At 60.5% G+C, this 16,045-nt stretch carries 14 protein-coding genes; 3 read left to right on the top strand and 11 right to left on the bottom strand.

All coding sequences use genetic code 11. The features are described from left to right. Positions 1-15: 15 nt before the first annotated feature. From ACVWXC_RS04580 to ACVWXC_RS04570, 3 genes are all read right to left on the bottom strand, one after another. Entirely contained in the window at positions 16-1,575 is a 1,560-nt protein-coding gene (locus tag ACVWXC_RS04580) for a YcjF family protein (RefSeq protein ID WP_457391400.1), read from the bottom strand. 236 nt (positions 1,576-1,811) lie between these two features. Beyond that, complete coding sequence (locus ACVWXC_RS04575) at positions 1,812-1,988, bottom strand: hypothetical protein (RefSeq protein WP_011430963.1); 177 nt, start codon at positions 1,986-1,988, stop codon at positions 1,812-1,814. A 57-nt stretch (positions 1,989-2,045) separates the two neighbouring features. Continuing rightward, the gene (locus ACVWXC_RS04570; RefSeq protein WP_457391402.1) at positions 2,046-2,597 is read right to left on the bottom strand and encodes a fasciclin domain-containing protein; all 552 of its coding nucleotides are present in this window, start codon (positions 2,595-2,597) and stop codon (positions 2,046-2,048) included. A gap of 151 nt (positions 2,598-2,748) precedes the next feature. Between ACVWXC_RS04570 and ACVWXC_RS04565 the strand changes: the two genes are divergently transcribed. Beyond that, positions 2,749-3,003: a hypothetical protein gene (locus ACVWXC_RS04565; RefSeq protein WP_457391404.1), complete on the top strand. Its 255-nt coding sequence runs from the start codon at positions 2,749-2,751 to the stop codon at positions 3,001-3,003. 184 nt (positions 3,004-3,187) lie between these two features. After that, positions 3,188-4,780 (top strand): phospholipase D-like domain-containing protein, encoded by a 1,593-nt coding sequence (locus ACVWXC_RS04560; protein WP_457391406.1) that lies wholly within the window; start codon positions 3,188-3,190, stop codon positions 4,778-4,780. Positions 4,781-4,789: 9 nt separating this feature from the next. Here ACVWXC_RS04560 and ACVWXC_RS04555 read toward each other — a convergent pair whose 3' ends face one another. Beyond that, entirely contained in the window at positions 4,790-5,773 is a 984-nt protein-coding gene (locus ACVWXC_RS04555; RefSeq protein ID WP_414346712.1) for an acetyl-CoA carboxylase carboxyltransferase subunit alpha, read from the bottom strand. Positions 5,774-5,920: 147 nt separating this feature from the next. Here ACVWXC_RS04555 and ACVWXC_RS04550 point away from each other — a divergent pair, with 147 nt between their 5' ends. Further along, a complete protein-coding gene (locus tag ACVWXC_RS04550; RefSeq protein ID WP_457391408.1) occupies positions 5,921-6,457 on the top strand; it encodes a hypothetical protein in 537 nt (178 codons plus the stop codon). Between the two features lie 23 nt (positions 6,458-6,480). On the opposite strand, the gene ACVWXC_RS04545 is transcribed toward ACVWXC_RS04550, so the two are convergent. The 7 genes from ACVWXC_RS04545 to nrdJ form a co-directional block, all read right to left on the bottom strand. Further along, positions 6,481-6,960 carry a bis(5'-nucleosyl)-tetraphosphatase gene (locus tag ACVWXC_RS04545; RefSeq protein WP_414346716.1) on the bottom strand — a complete coding sequence of 160 codons (480 nt, stop codon included), beginning with the start codon at positions 6,958-6,960 and terminating at the stop codon, positions 6,481-6,483. Positions 6,961-6,966: 6 nt separating this feature from the next. Next, entirely contained in the window at positions 6,967-8,199 is a 1,233-nt protein-coding gene (locus ACVWXC_RS04540) for a hypothetical protein (RefSeq protein WP_457391410.1), read from the bottom strand. Between the two features lie 54 nt (positions 8,200-8,253). Further along, on the bottom strand, positions 8,254-8,445 hold the full coding sequence (locus tag ACVWXC_RS04535; protein WP_457391412.1) for a hypothetical protein: 192 nt from the start codon (positions 8,443-8,445) through the stop codon (positions 8,254-8,256). A 62-nt stretch (positions 8,446-8,507) separates the two neighbouring features. Next, on the bottom strand, positions 8,508-10,517 hold the full coding sequence (locus tag ACVWXC_RS04530) for an argonaute PAZ domain-containing protein (protein WP_457391414.1): 2,010 nt from the start codon (positions 10,515-10,517) through the stop codon (positions 8,508-8,510). Positions 10,518-10,773: 256 nt separating this feature from the next. Further along, positions 10,774-11,241: a hypothetical protein gene (locus tag ACVWXC_RS04525; RefSeq protein WP_457391416.1), complete on the bottom strand. Its 468-nt coding sequence runs from the start codon at positions 11,239-11,241 to the stop codon at positions 10,774-10,776. 47 nt (positions 11,242-11,288) lie between these two features. Continuing rightward, positions 11,289-12,389 carry a hypothetical protein gene (locus tag ACVWXC_RS04520; protein ID WP_457391418.1) on the bottom strand — a complete coding sequence of 367 codons (1,101 nt, stop codon included), beginning with the start codon at positions 12,387-12,389 and terminating at the stop codon, positions 11,289-11,291. 57 nt (positions 12,390-12,446) lie between these two features. Beyond that, the gene (nrdJ, locus tag ACVWXC_RS04515; protein WP_457391420.1) at positions 12,447-15,866 is read right to left on the bottom strand and encodes a ribonucleoside-triphosphate reductase, adenosylcobalamin-dependent; all 3,420 of its coding nucleotides are present in this window, start codon (positions 15,864-15,866) and stop codon (positions 12,447-12,449) included. Positions 15,867-16,045: the final 179 nt, after the last annotated feature.

The raw sequence follows: 16,045 nt of genomic DNA, 5'->3' as shown, positions 1-16,045 counted from the left end.
GCTTGGGCTGTTCGGCTAGCTGCTGGAGTGGGCTTGGCGAGCCAATTGCTTGAGAAAGGCCAGCGGATAACGGCTGTGAAGCTGCTGCTTGAGCCGCTCTTGCAGGAGCTCCTCTTGCCAGGGATCCCCCGATTGCAGCCACTCCAGGTAGCTCAGCCCCGCCACCCGCGTCAGATAGGCTCCGCTGGCCGCCTGCAGCGGGATCCCCATGAGCATCCAGGGACTGGCTTTGAGGGCAGAGCCCAGGGCCTGGGTGGCCAGCTCCAGTCCCCCAAGCTGCACGATCATTTGCGCCAGGCTGTGGGCCATTTGTTGAGCCTGCTGCAGGGTGATGCGGCGATCGAACACCTGATGCAGCTCCCCGATCATGCGCGCCTGGATGACCACCCCCGCCAGCATATCCAAAGCCGGAAGGGGGGTCACGGCCAGGGCAGCAGCGGTGGCCCACTGCATCCGCTCCACGATCTGGCGACCCTGGTGGTAGCGCTCTTCCCGCAGGGCCTGTTGGACGGCCTCGCTCAAGGTTTGGGTTTGCAACAGGGCGTTGGCCAGGCGCAGATGGGATCCCTTTTGCTGCAGCAGGCGGGCCATCTGCTGGACCAGGGCGCCTGTATCGGGGGGCTGCGGCTCCCAGGTTTCTTGTCTGGAGCCATCGGGGAAGCAGTAGCGAACCTTCAAGGGCTCCGGGTCGGCGGCAATGGCCACCACCTGCTCAGGGGGAATGACGCCGGTGGTGCGCTGGCGCAGGTGGGCCAAGATGATCTCCACCTCCTCCGGCAACATCTGATCCGTCTTGTTAAGGGCCAGGATGGTGGATTTCCCCAGCCGGGCCAGCTCGAGCAGCTCGGCATATTCTGAGGCCAGCAGATCCCCGGCCACCACCAAAATCAACAGATCCGCCTTCTGGGCCAGGGCGCGGGCCTCCGCCTCGCCGGCGCCGCCGATGGTCAGCAGGCCAGGGGTATCGGTGAGGGAGATGGGGCCACTCCAGCCCTCCAGTTGATAGGTGTGAATGGATCCCTGCTGGGTGGTGCCCAGGGTGGGAGCGGTTTCCCCCACAGGCTGCCCCAGCAGAGCGTTGATGAGAGAGGTTTTGCCGGCAGAAGCGGTGCCGAACACCACCAGGTGCAATTCTTCCTGGGCCAGCCGTCGATCGATCTCCCGCGCCTTGGCCTGCAAGGCGCGACGGCTAATGTCGTCCTGCAGCTTCTGGATAAGGCGATCGACATCCTGCAGATCTGCTTGCACCTGATCCCGCGTCAACTTAACCCGCCGCCGCGGCTTGGCCGCTGGGGTGGGATCCTGTTGCGGTCGGCGAACCTGTTGCCACCAATGGCGTGCCACCAGCCCTGCCGCCACTGTTCCGCCCAGGATGCCGGCCACCGCCAGATCCGCCAGCGGCACCGAATAGGGAGCCACAAAGCTGTAGATGCCCTCAACCCATTGCAGGTATTGGCTGAGAGCCGCCAAGCCCAGCCCCGTCAACAACCACAGCCAAGTGGAGCGCGACAACACCATGCCAACCCACAGCTTGCCCAAATGCCCAATCGGGAACAGATCCTGATCCCCAGGCAAACCCTGAAGATCTATCTAGTCTAGAGATCTGCAAAGGCGAGAGAAGCGTTCGCGAATTTAGGACGGCTGAACCCTCTCCGCTGGCAACCCCGGCGCAAGCGGGCTCCGCAGCCCCTTCTCTAGCATAGGGCTAGCTGTAGCTGGGCATACAGTTTTTGCAAGAAGCTTTGTTTAGGAACAGCTACCCACCGGCAAAACCAGAAGCTGAAGACAGAAAACGCCAATCGAGATCGCCCTCAGCCCAAGTGGCCAAAAAGGCCAGGGATCCCTGGCAAAACCGCCGGCGGCTCCAGCGGCGCTGGCAAAAACTCGCCCCCCCGGTAGTCCAATAGCTGCACCAACAACAAATAGCCCACCCCCAGGGCAATGGCCAAAGCTCCCGTCATAATGGCTACCCACTTGGGCCGTTCCACGCTGGGCCTCCCAATCACTGCCGGACGTGATCTTCTTTCTTAATAATGCCTGAAGCCTTAGCGAGGTGGGATCAAGACGGTGTCGATGACGTGGATGATGCCGTTGGCAGCTTGAATATCCGCGGTGATCACGTTGGCGTTGTTGATGCGAATCCGTCCGCCCTCAAGAAGGGTGACAGTGACAGGGGATCCCTGCAAAGTCGTCACCTGCTGGCCGGATCTGAGGGCGCTGGAGGGGGCCAAGCCGGGAACCACGTGGTAGGTGAGAATGCGCACCAGCTCTGCCCGGTTCTCAGGCCGCAGCAAGGCTTCCACCGTGCCAGGGGGCAAAGCGGCAAAGGCAGCATTGGTGGGAGCAAAGACCGTGAAGGGGCTTTCTTGCTGCAAAGCCCCCACCAAGCCCGCTGCCTGCAGGGCCGTCACCAAGGTACTGAAGTTAGGGTTAGCAGCGGCAACGGCGACGATATTGGGCAGCGGCGTAGGGCTGGGAGAGAGAGTCGGAGTGGGCGTCGGCAGGGCAATGGCTGTATCGTTGCTGGAACTGTCACAACCGACCAAGGCCAAGCAGGTGGCCGCCGTCAGTCCAAGGGTGAGGGCTTTGCGATTCATAACAAAAGTTAATAACTCAAAACATTCGTCTTAGGGTCAAAAGCCGTTCTCGCACGGGTGGCCCTAGAGCAGAGCAGGGGTCACTTTTGCGTAGAAGTGGCTACGGTAAAGTTCGGTATTCTGGGTGTGGTTGCTGGAGGGGAGAAAGGGGATGAACGGGATCGGGATCCCATCTTGGCGGCGGCAACTGCGTCGTTGGCTGCCCTGGGCTGCCCTGCTGCTGCTCCTGGTGGCCATTGGCTACTGGGTGGGCCCCCGACCTCGGCCTTATCCCCAAGAGCCAGAGCTGCCCACCCTGGCCCCTCTGCCGCAGCACCCCCGCATCCGGGTGGCGTTCAACCAAAGCCGCGAGAGCATGCCTCTAACCCCCAAAACCCTGAACTTTGCTGAATTTACTGAGCTTTAGGCGGTTTGGCAAAAGTCATTGAGAGGGATATAGTAGACCAAGTTTCCCCCTGATCCTTGAGTCCACCGCAACGGTTGCCGGGAAGTGAAGGGGGAAAGCGCTCGGGGGGTATTCCTCAGGGCTTTGCGGGATACCGCCTTCCTGCTCAGAGATAGGCAGGATGCGATCGCTTCTTTCCTGAACTATGTTCAGGAGAGTTCAGCGTGAATGTATCAGCACCTATCGGGATCCCTATCGCCAGGTCTATCGCTACGGCTACAACCTGGAGGAGCTGATCCTCTCCCAGATCCGCTCCGCCCAGCAGTCGCTGGATGTGGCGGTGCAAGAGTTGAACCTGCCCCTGATTGCCCAGGCCCTGGCCGAGCGGCGCCAGGCCGGGATCCCGGTGCGGGTGATTACCGAAAATACCTATGTGCGGGCCTGGCACCAGCTCACCCCTGACCAAGTGCGGGCGTTGGACGAGCGCAGCCGCCGCAAGTACGAGGAGTACCGCAACTTGGTGGATGTGAACCGGGATGGGCGCCTCTCCCCAGAAGAGATCGCCACGCGGGATGTCTATGCCCTGCTCGATGGGGGGCAGGTGCCCTGGCTGGACGACACCGCCGACGGCTCCAAGGGCAGCGGCCTGATGCACCACAAGTTTGTGATTATCGACGGGCAGCGGGTGCTGACCGGATCGGCCAATTTTACCCTCTCCGATATCCACGGGGATTTCGATGCCCCCGGCAGTGTGGGCAACGCCAACCACCTGCTGCTGCTGGATAGCCCCGAGCTGGCTCGCCTCTACACCGAGGAGTTCAACCTCATGTGGGGAGATGGGCCGGGAGGGTTGCCCGACAGCCGCTTCGGGGTGCAAAAGCTCAAGCGTCCCCTGGAGACGGTTTACCTTGGCGATGCCATCGTGGGGGTACATTTTTCTCCCAGCAGCCGCTCCCTGCCCTACGAGGCCACTTCCAACGGCATCATCGCGGCCACCCTGGCCCAAGCGCAGCAGCAGGTGGATCTGGCCCTGTTCGTCTTTACGGACTCAGGCATTGCCAACCAGCTCAGGCAACTGCGCCAGGAGCGCAACGTGCTGATCCGCGGCGTGTTCGATCCCGGCTTTGCCTTTCGCGACTACAGCCGCACCCTGGAGATGTGGGGGCTGCTGCTCCCGGACGAAAACTGCCGGGTGGACGCGGCCCGCCTGCCTTGGACAGTGCCCGCTTCATCCGTGGGCGTGCCCAACCTCGCCCCGGGAGACAAGCTGCACCACAAGTTCGCCATCGTCGATCCCGGCACTCCTCAGGCCACGGTGATCACCGGATCCCACAACTGGTCAATGGCGGCCAACCACATCAACGACGAAAACCTTTTGATCATCCGTAATGAGCGGGTGGTGGATCACTTTGTGCGCGAGTTCGAGCGGCTCATTGCCGAGGCCCGCTTTGGCCCCAGCCGCCGCCTGCAGCAACAGGCGGAAGAGAGAGCCCGCCTCTGCCCCAGCCCTGTCCCCGTCGCCCTCTCCTCATCTGAAGCAGAGCCGGAGCTGCTGGAAGTCGAGGTGATCTCCGCTCCTGACAGGGGATCCCCTTCCCAGCCGGCTACCCCGCAAGCTTCCCGCGTGAACTTAAACACCGCCACCGCAGCAGAGCTGCAGCAGTTGCCCGGCATTGGCCCGGCCCTGGCGCAGCGCATCATCGAGGCCCGTCCCTTTTCCTCCTTGGAAGATCTACAGCGGGTCAAGGGCATCGGGCCGGCCCGGATTGAGCAACTGCGGGATCGGGTCACCTGGTAGGGATCCGGTCTAGCTCTCTTGAGCCAGCTCCAGAAAGGCCCCCATGCGGCGAAACTTCTGGTAGCGCTCCTCCCGCAGCTCCCGCCCGCTCAGAGCAGATAGCTCCTTGAGATGCCGCAGGAGAGCTTCTTTCAGCGTCTGGGCAGCTTCCAGGGGGGCGCGGTGGGCGCCGCCAACCGGCTCCGGCAAGATCTCGTCAATGACCTCTAGCTGCAGCAGGTCTTGGGCGGTAATGCGCAGGGCTGCCGCTGCTTGCGGCGCTTTCTTGGCATCTTTCCAAAGGATGGCCGCACAGCCTTCCGGCGAGATCACCGAATAGACGGCGTGCTCAAACATCAAGATGCGATCCCCAATGCCAATGGCCAAAGCCCCCCCGGATCCCCCTTCGCCGATGACGGTGCAGATGATGGGGATCTCCAGCCGAAACAGGGTCTGCAGGTTGGTGGCGATCGCTTCCCCCTGGCCCTCGGCTTCTGCCTTAACCCCTGGGTAGGCCCCCGGCGTGTCGATAAAGGTCAATAGGGGCAGGCCGAAGCGGTGGGCATGTTCCATCAGCCGCAGGGCTTTGCGGTAGCCGGCGGGGTTGGGCATGCCGAAGTTGCGGTGGATGTTGTCTTTGGTGTCGCGGCCTTTTTGGTGGCCGAGGATCATCACCGGCTGATCCCCCAGTTTGGCCAGGCCGCCGACGATGGCCGGATCGTCTTGGCCGTGGCGATCCCCGTGCAGCTCAAACCAGTCGTCGCAGATGGTCTGGACGTAGTCCAAGGTGGTGGGGCGGCGGGGATGGCGGGCCACCTGCAGCCGTTCTACGGGGGTGAGCTGGCTGAAGATCTCGCGGCGCAGCTCTTCGGCTTTGGCCTCTAGTTGGCGAATCTGCTCAGAGGCGTCGATGTCGTTTTCTTCGGCCAAGGCGCGAATTTCCTGGATGCGCTGTTCGAGGGCGGCAACAGGCTGCTCAAACTCCAGCAGCAGGCGATCGGTGGGCTTGGTCATACCGGTCGGCATTCGCGTTGGGATCTGGCGGCTGCGACAGCTTGCCCCAGCTTCTGGGGTGGCAGCCCGCTTAGGGCTGGAAGTTGATCTTCTCACATCCAGATTCTTTAAGCTAGAGAAGGCCCTTTTCTGGCTCTGCTTAAACCCGTGTCTTCCTCCTCCCACTCCTCCTCTGCCCCCCTTCCCCCCTGGCTGCGCTGGGGGCTAGTGGGATCCGTCGTCCTGGGCATCGCAGGGGGCGCCTTTTGGCACTACGCTCAGCCGGAGCGGCAAATCCGAGCCCACACCGAGAGGTTGCTGCAAGCCGTAGAACGGCGAGATTGGGCCCAAGTAGAAACCTTAGTGGCCGACACTTATCGCGACGGCTGGGGCCTGGACAAAGAGCAGGCGCTGGCCTACAGCCGCGAGATCTTCGGCCAGTTCTTGCCCCTGCGCATCCGGCCGCAGGAGATGCAGGTGCAGCTCGGCTCTGGGGATCAAGGCCAAGCCACCCTCTGGTTTATTATCGAGGGATCCGGCGGCCCTCTGGCCAACCTGACGCGGGATCAGGTAAACGCCCTGGAGCAGCCTTTCCGGCTGACTTGGCAGCGGCGGAAGCGTTATCGCTGGGAGCTGACCCGCCTGGAGAACCCGGCCCTGGAGTTGCCCCTTCTCCCCGGTCAAGGACAAGCGGGCCAGCGGTGAAGGAAACTCAAGCTGCCCGAAATTTAGAACTTTCCTGCCTGCCAAAGCTGCTCCAAATGGGCTTGGCAGCGGCGCAGGAGCTGGCGACTTTCTTCAAAGCTGATCTGCTCCAACGCCTCGGGGTAGGAGCACCAGCGGTAGGCGGCCACCTCTTCTGGCTGCACCTGCAGCTCAGGGGGAGGAAACTGGGGTGGCAGCAGAGCCACGTAGTAGGTGACGGTCTTGGCCACCGCGTTTCCCTCGGGATCTATAAAAGTGTAGGCCTCTTGCAGCGTCAAAGGGCCAGGCTGGCCGGGCAGGGTCAGGAGCTGGTAGTCGGTTAGGCCGGTTTCTTCCCGCAACTCCCGCTGGGCTGCCGCCAAGTCGCTTTCCCCCTCATCTTTGTGGCCTTTGGGAAAGGCCCAGTGCCCCTTCTGATGCTGGATGAGCAGGTAGAGATGGGATCCCTGGGCGGGCGGGAGGGGCAGGATCGGGATTACGCCGTAGGCGGCATCGGTCAGCATGGGGAGCTAGTCTCCAAAGAGTTTGATGGCGGGCGGCCTGGGATCGAAAACCCCGTTGGGATCCACCCGCGGGCGCTCCACCCCTTGCAGGGGATAGAGAGGGCGACCCGTGTCGAATTGAAAGAGGTAGATAGGCAACTGGCTGCTCCCCAAAGGCAAGAAGGCTAGGGTATCGATCTGGGTAAGGGCGTTGCGGCTGGCCGGTCGGGTGAGGTTAAAGGCGGCGATGCGGTCTTCCAAGGGGGTCTTGGCCTCGCTGCGTCGGCCTAGGCCAATGCTAAATTGCTGGTTTCCCTGCTCATCCACCCCCAAAACCTGCACATCTCCTAGCTCCACTGGGGGCGTGCTCTCCGGCAGGCCGGCCACCACCGGCGGCGCATCCACCGGCGGCTGCGAGGGCAAAAAGCGCAGCTGCACCCCCTCCGGCAGGATGCGGTAGTCCTGGTAGTCGTGCCGGATGGAAAGGGATCCCCTGAACAGGCGGCGGGTCAGGCCCTCCAGCGTCCAAAACCCGTAGGCCAAATTGATGCGGGTGCTCTCCGGCAGCCAGTAGCTAACCCCTGCCTGGGGATCCGGCACTGCCGCAAACCCTATCAGGGCATAGGCCTGTCCCCACACCCCCGACAAAAACAAGAGCACCTGCCGCGGCAGCCCCGACTCCGGATCCAGCCACAGCTCCCGCACCTGGCCCTCTTGGAGAGGCTCTAAACGCAGATGCTGGACAGGGGATCCCGCCAGATCCGCCCGTTCTGAGGAGAAGACGCGGTAGCGGGTGGGATCAGCCTCTAAGTGAAAGTTCACCGAGGGCAGGAGCGCTTCGGGCCGGCTCACGTACACCGAATACAGCCTGAGTAAGTCCGATTGGTTCACCGCTTCCAGTTGCCGCGAATCCAACAGGCGAACGCGATCCCCTTCGGCTACCCAAGCCTGCCAACTGCCGTCGCGGCGGCGGAGCACGTCTAGGGTGGCTGTAAAGGTCTGGGATCCCTCAACCCGCACCTGCTGGCGGTACTGCAAGTTGGGCAAAGGGGGCAGTTGCTTCAAAGCAGCGTTGTAGCGCTCCAGCCAAAGCTGGGGATCCTGGTCAGAGCCTCTCGAGGAAATGAGCTCCGCTTGGGCCAAAGCCAAATCTGCTGAGGGTAAGCCAACTAGCCCCGCAAGCAAAAGCACAACCCCGCCCAGATAGCCATAGAGGGATCCCTGCCGTCGCCACCTTCTTACAGATTGTCCGGGGGGCATCAGCTCACCTTGGCCTACTTTGCTGAATGGGGAGGCTCTCTCCTGTCTCCATGCCTACTCAATGGCAATAGACTGGGGGCCTTGCGTGGAGGCAGGCGGATCCTCCACCCTCAAGCCCTGCGACTCTAGCCAACTGCGCAGCGGATCCTGCCTTACATCCAAACGCAGCAGGCCGCTGAGAAAGCCCCCGCAGAAGACAACAGGGTTGCTCAAAAAGGTCTTCCAGACCTCGTTGTTGGTGAACATAGTCGGCATCCCAAACCCTTCCCCATCCTAGCAGGGCCCTCAGGGGAGAGCCTCCTTCCTTGCTAGACGGCAATTAACTTCTGGCGATCTATGTTTTGCAGGATACTGAAGATGTTATCGCCAAGGCGCTGGAACTCCTTGCCGCTCTTGTCAGCAAAATGGAGCACCCAGGGCAGCCTACAGGCTTGGAAGCCACTGGCAGGATGAAGTTGAGAGAGGTGATAGGTTTGTAAAGCCAGAACTTCCAAGGGAGTCTTGCCGTGCTCGTGGATCGCTCGCAGAGGTCTTGCACTGCCGAGGGAGTTCCCACCTTTTCTAATGGGCTGGCTTGTTATTAGAGTAAACGACTTTCGCGAGTAGTCGAAAACAACAGTGCCTATTTTGGCATCTTTGTACTTACCTTTTCCTTCTTCTATCCCCATTCTTCCTGTACCGCTTTTGCGTATGCCAACAATATCCACAGCAATCTTTTCTTTTTCTAGCTCCTCAATTGTTCTACTAAATTCGCCTCCTTGAACTAAACCATCCCTCATCAAGAGAACCTTGCTTGGATATCGACTAAGCTTGTCATAAAACCTATTGACAAGTTTGGACACAGTTTGATAAATTGCGTCCCCGGAGAAGGTTTCTCCTCTCTGCACAGCAGGTAGCTCCCAACCTAAGCTCTGCCCATCAGCCAGAACAGCGAAAGCAGAGGCTCCGTAGTATAGCCGCCGATTGGTTCCCACATCGAAGCCGATGATCAGCTCAGGGCGTTCAGGATGGTCGAGGGGTTCCAGGAGTACAGGCTGCCATGCTGCCTTGCACAGAAGCCCGAGGACGACGTTTAGAGCCTTGTAGGGATCAGCCACAGGGATCATAAACTGAGTTGCTATCCCCGCTTCGAGAGCCTCCACACGGATCTTTTGCTTGTCCTTATTGGGTGACCACGGCATAACGACCAAAACGGTTTTGATCCCTTGCTCAGCCCAGGTTTGCCAGAACCTTTTTCGGGCGAGATCGCCCTTAGGCAAGTCTTGCTGAGTGGCATAGAAGCCTACTTCAATTTCCGCGCCGCTTTTTTGGGCTACCTCAAGCAAGCAGTTGAGCACTTCGCTAGGGTACTCTCGCTTGTCGTCATAGAGGTTTAGACATGCAAACTTGGTCTCGCCTACCTTCGCACATCCCCGGTATCTAACCCGAGCAGGATTTTCAACTGGTCTGCGACCCGATCCCAATAGCTTTGGCTTGGGCAGGATGTAGCCTTGGGTCTTTAGCGGCTTAATTTCCTCAGGGGAAAGTTTGTAGACTTCCTTTATAATGGTCCTCGCAGTCTCTTCGGACTCTTCGAATCGTTCTTTCAAACTTTTTCTGATGCACTCGATAACAGCGGCGCTAACTTTTCCGCCAGGGCTTCTGTTGTCTTCTAGACTGGCTAGCATCTCCAAGGTTAAAGCAGGCGATAACCTTCGGGAGAGATGGGGATAACGTCTTTCCTTTGATGCTACTTCGACTACCCAAGAGCTCTCAACTTCTTCTACAAGTGCATTGTACTTCTGCAAATGATACTCCGCCAGACTGATGTTCTGCTCTGGTAACCGAATCTCCCGTGGGGATTGGTTAGAAAGAATACCCAGATATTTCCAAGTCAAACGTTTGCCGTTCGCATCAAAGTATGTATTTCGCACAATCTCGATTGGAACGTCCGGATAGCTTTCCAACCATTCATGCAAAGTCCACGGCGTGTAGAAGCGGTAATGAATATCGACTTCTAAGTAAAGCTTTCCGTCTGGTTCGACGGCAACATCTATCATTTTCCCTCTGTGGATTTCCCAGCCTTCTCCGGAAAGTTCTACCCCTTTCTGAGCAGTCACCCACCAGAGCAGGCCGCCTCCTATCCATTCGACTTCAGTTTTCTTGTACTGAGATTTAAGGCGCAACCCTATCCTCTTGCGCTCAAAGCTTTCGAGGGCGCTTCTTTCTTGAGCATTGGCACAGGTTAGAACCCTAAGCCCACGCTCTTCCAACTCCCACTCTGGTGTTTTGAGCTGGCTGGGCGAAACTCTTTCCTGCGTGATAATGCGACTTCCCAAACGAGCAGCTATTACATCTAGCCGATTGCAAATCCTAGCGATAGCTCTCTGCTCTTCTCCTAGCTCCGGGGGTGGGTTTGGCCTACAGTCGTACTCATAAAAGGTGAGGTCTTCCTGAGCTAGCTCCTTAACAAGAAAGCGATTGAGGATAACTGGAACTTCTTGCTGAAGCAGTCTCATTGGCAAACTCTGAGTTCAAGCTTCTCTCTAGAATAAGCCCTAATTTTCCCGATCGCGCCTTGGGGATCCCCCTAGGTTAGAGCTGAAACAACTCGGGCGGAGCCAGGTCGTGGCTAAGCGCCTCAGCCTCAAAGTGGCCGCTCATGCCCACCACCTGCCACTCAGCACTGCGATTCCCCTGACGGAAGCGCAGCCGTCGAGCCCGCAACGGCACCACGGCTACAACTTCTACTGGAAATTGTTGGTATTCGCCCAAGTACTCCCGGTAGTCCGGCGGCAGGTCGGCACTGCTTTCGATTTGAATCCAAAACACTCGTCCCGCCTGGTTGCCGTAGGCCCGGATCTGCTCTTGGCCTTGGTAGTGCTCCACGCCGCGCAGCCGCTGCCGCCCCACTTGCATAGACTTAGCCCACTCCGGCAAGGGATCCCCCAAGCTAATCGGCCAGGCTGGTGCACCCAACCCCAGCCAACACAACAGCAGCAGAACCCAGACCCAGGGCCAGCGGCGTGTCCTTCGATGGGCAGGGATCCCTTGGGCAACCATCACTTTCCTCCGCAGTTAACTCGAGGCTTCAGAAGAGGGGATCGGCCTCAGCGCAGGCGAAAGCCGATCCGCCCCCTTTCAATATCAAAGGCAACATCGGCGTTGAAAAACAGGGGCATGCCCAACAGTTGCACGCTCTGGTTGCCGTTGACAAAGATCCGATCCCGGCTGGGCGTTACCGGAAAGCCAACCCGGATGCGGTAGTCAAAGGCTCCTCCCAGCACAGCTCGCCACTCCGAGCCTGGGGGTAGGGTAGCGGTGGGAAAGGGAGCTGCTCCCAACAGGCGAACGTTGAGGAAGATGTCGGAAGCGCCGCTGTCAAATACGGTGGGGCTGAGGACATTTTGGATAGAAGTATTGCCGATGCTGTAGGCCACTTGCAGAGCTTCATCCCGCCAGATGGGCGTGCCATCGGGAAAGCTACCCACCTGGGGCAGTTGCCGGAAACTGAAGCCGGCGGTGTTGGCCTCGGTCAGGCCGACGGTGAAAAGGCCTTGAACAGAGTCGAACCCCCCTGTCTGAACAATGTACCCAGAGCGGAAATTGCCCGGCAGGCGGGTGAGGGGACTAAACAAGTTGCGATCGGGGCTGCGCTCGTCCAAAGAGGTGCCGAGGATCCCGGCAAAGGGGCGCCCTGGCCCAAACAGGTTGTCGGAGCAGGTAGCCACCAGGGGCTCCACACAGGTGATTTGGTCGATCAACTGAATCGTGACCGGCTCCCGGCTCTGGATCCCGCCCAAGCTGAAGGGAGCGCGAGCCAGCACTCCGAGAAATTGCGTGCCATCGGCGAAGGTTACCGTGGAAGGGATCCCTGTCCGCTCCAGGCCAAAGCGCCCCGCCGCCGAGGACAGAATGCGCAGACCTGCCGAGCCGCTATCTAGCAAAACTTCAACCTCGCTCCCGGCCACCCCCACCCTCAAACCCAGCAACCTAAAGCGGCTGTTGCCCAGAGTGCGCACCGGCATGGGGAGCGACTGGCTGCCCGGCTCGGGCGGAGGGGGGATCAGTCCGGGAGGGGAGGTCACAGAGCCCTCGGGGCTAGAGCAGGCGATCCCCAGCAGCACCACCAGCGCCAGCACCAGCCCCCTCAGCCGCCGCCAGATCTCCCGCCCTTGAGCTTTCTCCAGGGGCCGCAACTGTATCCGCATCCAGCCCACCTATTCAAATCAAATCAAATGCGCAGCAGCGCTCACTCCCAGCCCAGCTCAACGGGCCTGGTTTTCTGGCATCAGACAGCCCAGGGCATCACACCCGGCCGGCCCCACCGCTTCCGTACCACTCGGGCGAGCCGCGGCGGCAGCCCGGTCGTAGCGCGCCAGCGCCTCGTAGAAGTTATCGACCTTTCGCCTTTGCTTGACCTCGGCCATCAGCCGTTCATAGGTGGCTTTGTCAATTTTCTCAAAGGGCAAGCGGGGGAAGGGGGCGTCGAAGCGCGCCAACAGCGCTGCGCTAATGTACCCCTCGTCGTCGCGGATGGCCTCGTAAATGCGGGATCCCAGCGCCTCGATCTCGTCCTCCCGCAGCTCGAGGGTGGCCGAGGTGTTGTGGGTGGTGTAGTACTTTTGCACCTGCATGTAGAAGTCGAACTGGGCCAGGGCAGAAAAGCGCTCAATCTCAATCTCCTCAGCGCCGGGCAAGTTGGCCCACTCCACCTCCACCGGCAGCTCCACCAGCCACTCGGTGCAGCGGGGATCAAAGGGGTCGTTGAGCAGGTTGCCGTTTTCATCCTTATCAGACTGGGCGGGCACCACCGAGTAGCCGTAGTCCAGGCAGGCCAGGGCCACGGGGTCGTTTTTGGCAAAGGTGATGCGGCGAATGTATCGCTGAGCCTTGGGCGGGTGCCAGCCGGGGGAGGCGTTGGTGAGCAGGGACTTGGTGCCGGCGGGCTGAACGGTGGTGCAGCGGTTGGGACGGCGCAACCCGTGGCGGTCGCAGTAGTCCCAGACCACGCGGTGGACGACCTCCTTCCAAAAGCTGAGGTATTCCCGCTCCTGCTGCTTAAACTCCCGCCCCAGGGGCGTATCGGGCCTTCCTGCTTGCCACCAGCGCAGCCAGTCCACCCCAAAGGCTTTGACGCAAAAGTCAAATAGACCAGTAAACGAGACGCCCACGATGGGATCCCATTCCCTTGAGCGCTGGAAGCGGGGCTCAACAAAGCGGTGGTGCAATAGCGCCGCAGCCGACAGGGCCCCTGCCGTAAAGGCCTCCTCTTGCTCCTGGCGGTTGTGGGGATCCAGCCGGTTGAGGTGGATCTCGGCCAGATTGCAGTGGAAGTCGCATCCGATGATCTCACCGCAGTTGTGGACAACCAACCCATTGGCATCAAAGCAGCTTGGGCCGGGCACGGTGCAGTCATAGACCGGTTCCACGCCGTCAGGCTCCAGGGCTGCAACTGTAACCGTAAACCGCTCCCGGTTGAGCCGGCGCTGGTAGCTGCCGAGCAGTTCACCTAGCTTCTGAGCTTTGCGCGGTTCTCGAAAGCCCACCACTGCCTGAAACTGGTGCAGGTTGTCCCCGCTAATGACCAGCTCGTGCTGCACCTGGCAGGCGTAGGGGGCTGGCTGGCGCTTGCTATCAGGCAGCAGACGATACCCAGCGGGACGGCGATTCTCGTAGATGACCGAGACAATCCCTAGACGCGCCAGCATGCGCTGCACAGCTTTGAGGGTGTCCAGGTTGCTTTGGGAAAGCCGCACACTAACTCCCTTCTCTTGACCGCCCTGCACACTGCCGTCTGCGTCAAACAGGCCGCACAAAAAGCCGCGGTGGAAATCAAAGCTTGTGGCTTCCAGTGCCGCAGTCATTTGCTTCTGTCCTGGAGCCATGCCGAACTTAGCTGCCAGTTTCGCCAAGCCGGTGGAATGGATAACCCGGCACTTCAGCTTGGGGTGATAATAGGTCTCTGGCCGGCGAGGTTCGTACCCTACCGCAGCCTGCAACAACTGAGCCGCATGGAGGCTCATCTCCTGCTGCGTATCCTGCCAATAGCGCAGTACAGCCGTGTCATTCCACTGGGTTGTGGCAAGGCTGCCGTCGCCCAGCAAATTCCCCAAGAGCCAGCCTTCCTCCCAGGTCCCCTCACCATCCCAGGGGGTTAGGTCGCGATGGTTGTGCAGCAGAATGCGGTTGCCCGGGCGGAGCTCTTCTGCCGGCACCCATTCCGTGTATTGCGCCTTTGGAGTCTGGGCAATGACTTTGAGAACACGATGGTTGCCCGTCAGCCGAAGAGAAAATCCCTCCTGGGTCACCAGCTTGAGCACGGGCTTGATGCCGGAGTAGAAAAACCCCTCTGGGGTCGTGCTGAATAGCTCGCCGTTGACGTAGGTGCTGTGCTGCTTGCCAATAAGGTCTTTCACCTGGCGCGGGCCGTCGCCCGTGTGGATCCAAGTGTCTGCGGTAACGCAGGGGTTCAGCCCATACCGTTGCACCCTATGCCACGTTGGCGGTTGGACAGACGGAGAGCTACTAGCTGCCTGCCGCTCCTCTATCCAGCGCCTAGCTCCCTCGGGTCCCTCCGAGGCATAGACGTTGAGGAACTCCCGCTTCAGCTCGGGGGTGTTGATTAGGTCGGCGTTGGCCCGCGCTACAGCTTCCCCAGCCCACTGGATAGCCCCCTCGCCGGAGTAAAACTGCTTGCGCACGGCAGCAATGCACTCTTCCCGCGTTGGCTTGCGGTGAAATACCCGGGTGTGGTTGGCCATGCGCAGGGCATCTCGCTCAGGGTCAATTCTCCAGTTGCCCTGCTCGTCCTGCTGCCAGAGATTGTCTTTGGCGCTAGATCCCAGCTCGTCGTCGGCGGCAAACTGGCGCATACCTGCACTACGGCGGATATTCCCCGCCACCACCGTTGCGGCCGCCTCATCAATGAGCAGGCAGCACTCCACCGAGTTCAGTTGCCTGCCCACGGCTTTGTTGAGGATGGCGGCACAGCGCTGGTACAAGCCGGGCAGCTTGATGGGGTTGGCCACGCCCCCAAACCCTTTTAGCCGCTCCCCAGCGGGGCGCACATGGCTGAGATCCACCGTCACCTCCACCTGACCCCCAAAACTGGGATCCGCCGCCAGCTCCAGCAGCGCCTGGTAGGACTCCACCCAGCCCCGCCGGCTATCCCCCACCTGGATGTGCACCCGGGATCCCTGCCGCTGGATGGGGGTGTGCTCCTGCCGAGAATGCCGCGGCGTGGCGCCGATGGATCCCACCACCTGCACCTGCAGGCGGTTGAGGATGGGGGGCAAGCGGTTGATGAACTGGGGCTCCAGCACCGCCCCCGTGCCGCAGCCCATCATGGCCAAATCCATCATCAGGCCAAAAGAGCGCCAGTCCACCACGGTGAGGCTGGTGCAGTTGTAGGCACCGGAGTAGTTTTCCGGCTTCTGGATCCAGTCGGTGCCCATCACCCACAGGGCCCGACCGGAGATCAAGGCCTTCAACTGCCGCTGCAGACGTTCCACCAGCTCCCGCTCTTGGGGAGTAAGGCGCCCTAGGCGGGCAATATCGGCCAGGGTGCGATCGCAGACGTCGCTCCAGGTCTCGCGGCTGCTATCTGGGCGACGCCGACTGTAGGTACGGTAGAACACGGGGGCAGCCGCCGGGGCCGTGGCTGGAAATTCGCCCAGGGAGCCCATACCAAGTCCCTGGATTGCCGGAGAATGTGCTTCCTTGCTCTGAACCATAGTTACACCCCTTCTGCAAAGCTGCCTTTAGGAAAGCTGATACATTTACGCTGAACACTGCTGAGCATTACTGCTCAGCGGTGAAGCGATAGCATTCTGTCCGTTTCCGTTGTCACTACGCGATGCTGACG

The organism is Thermostichus sp. OS-CIW-20 (assembly GCF_054061455.1).
The sequence above is the reverse complement of the archived record's forward strand: the minus strand, read 5'-3'. Positions and strand labels throughout refer to the sequence as shown.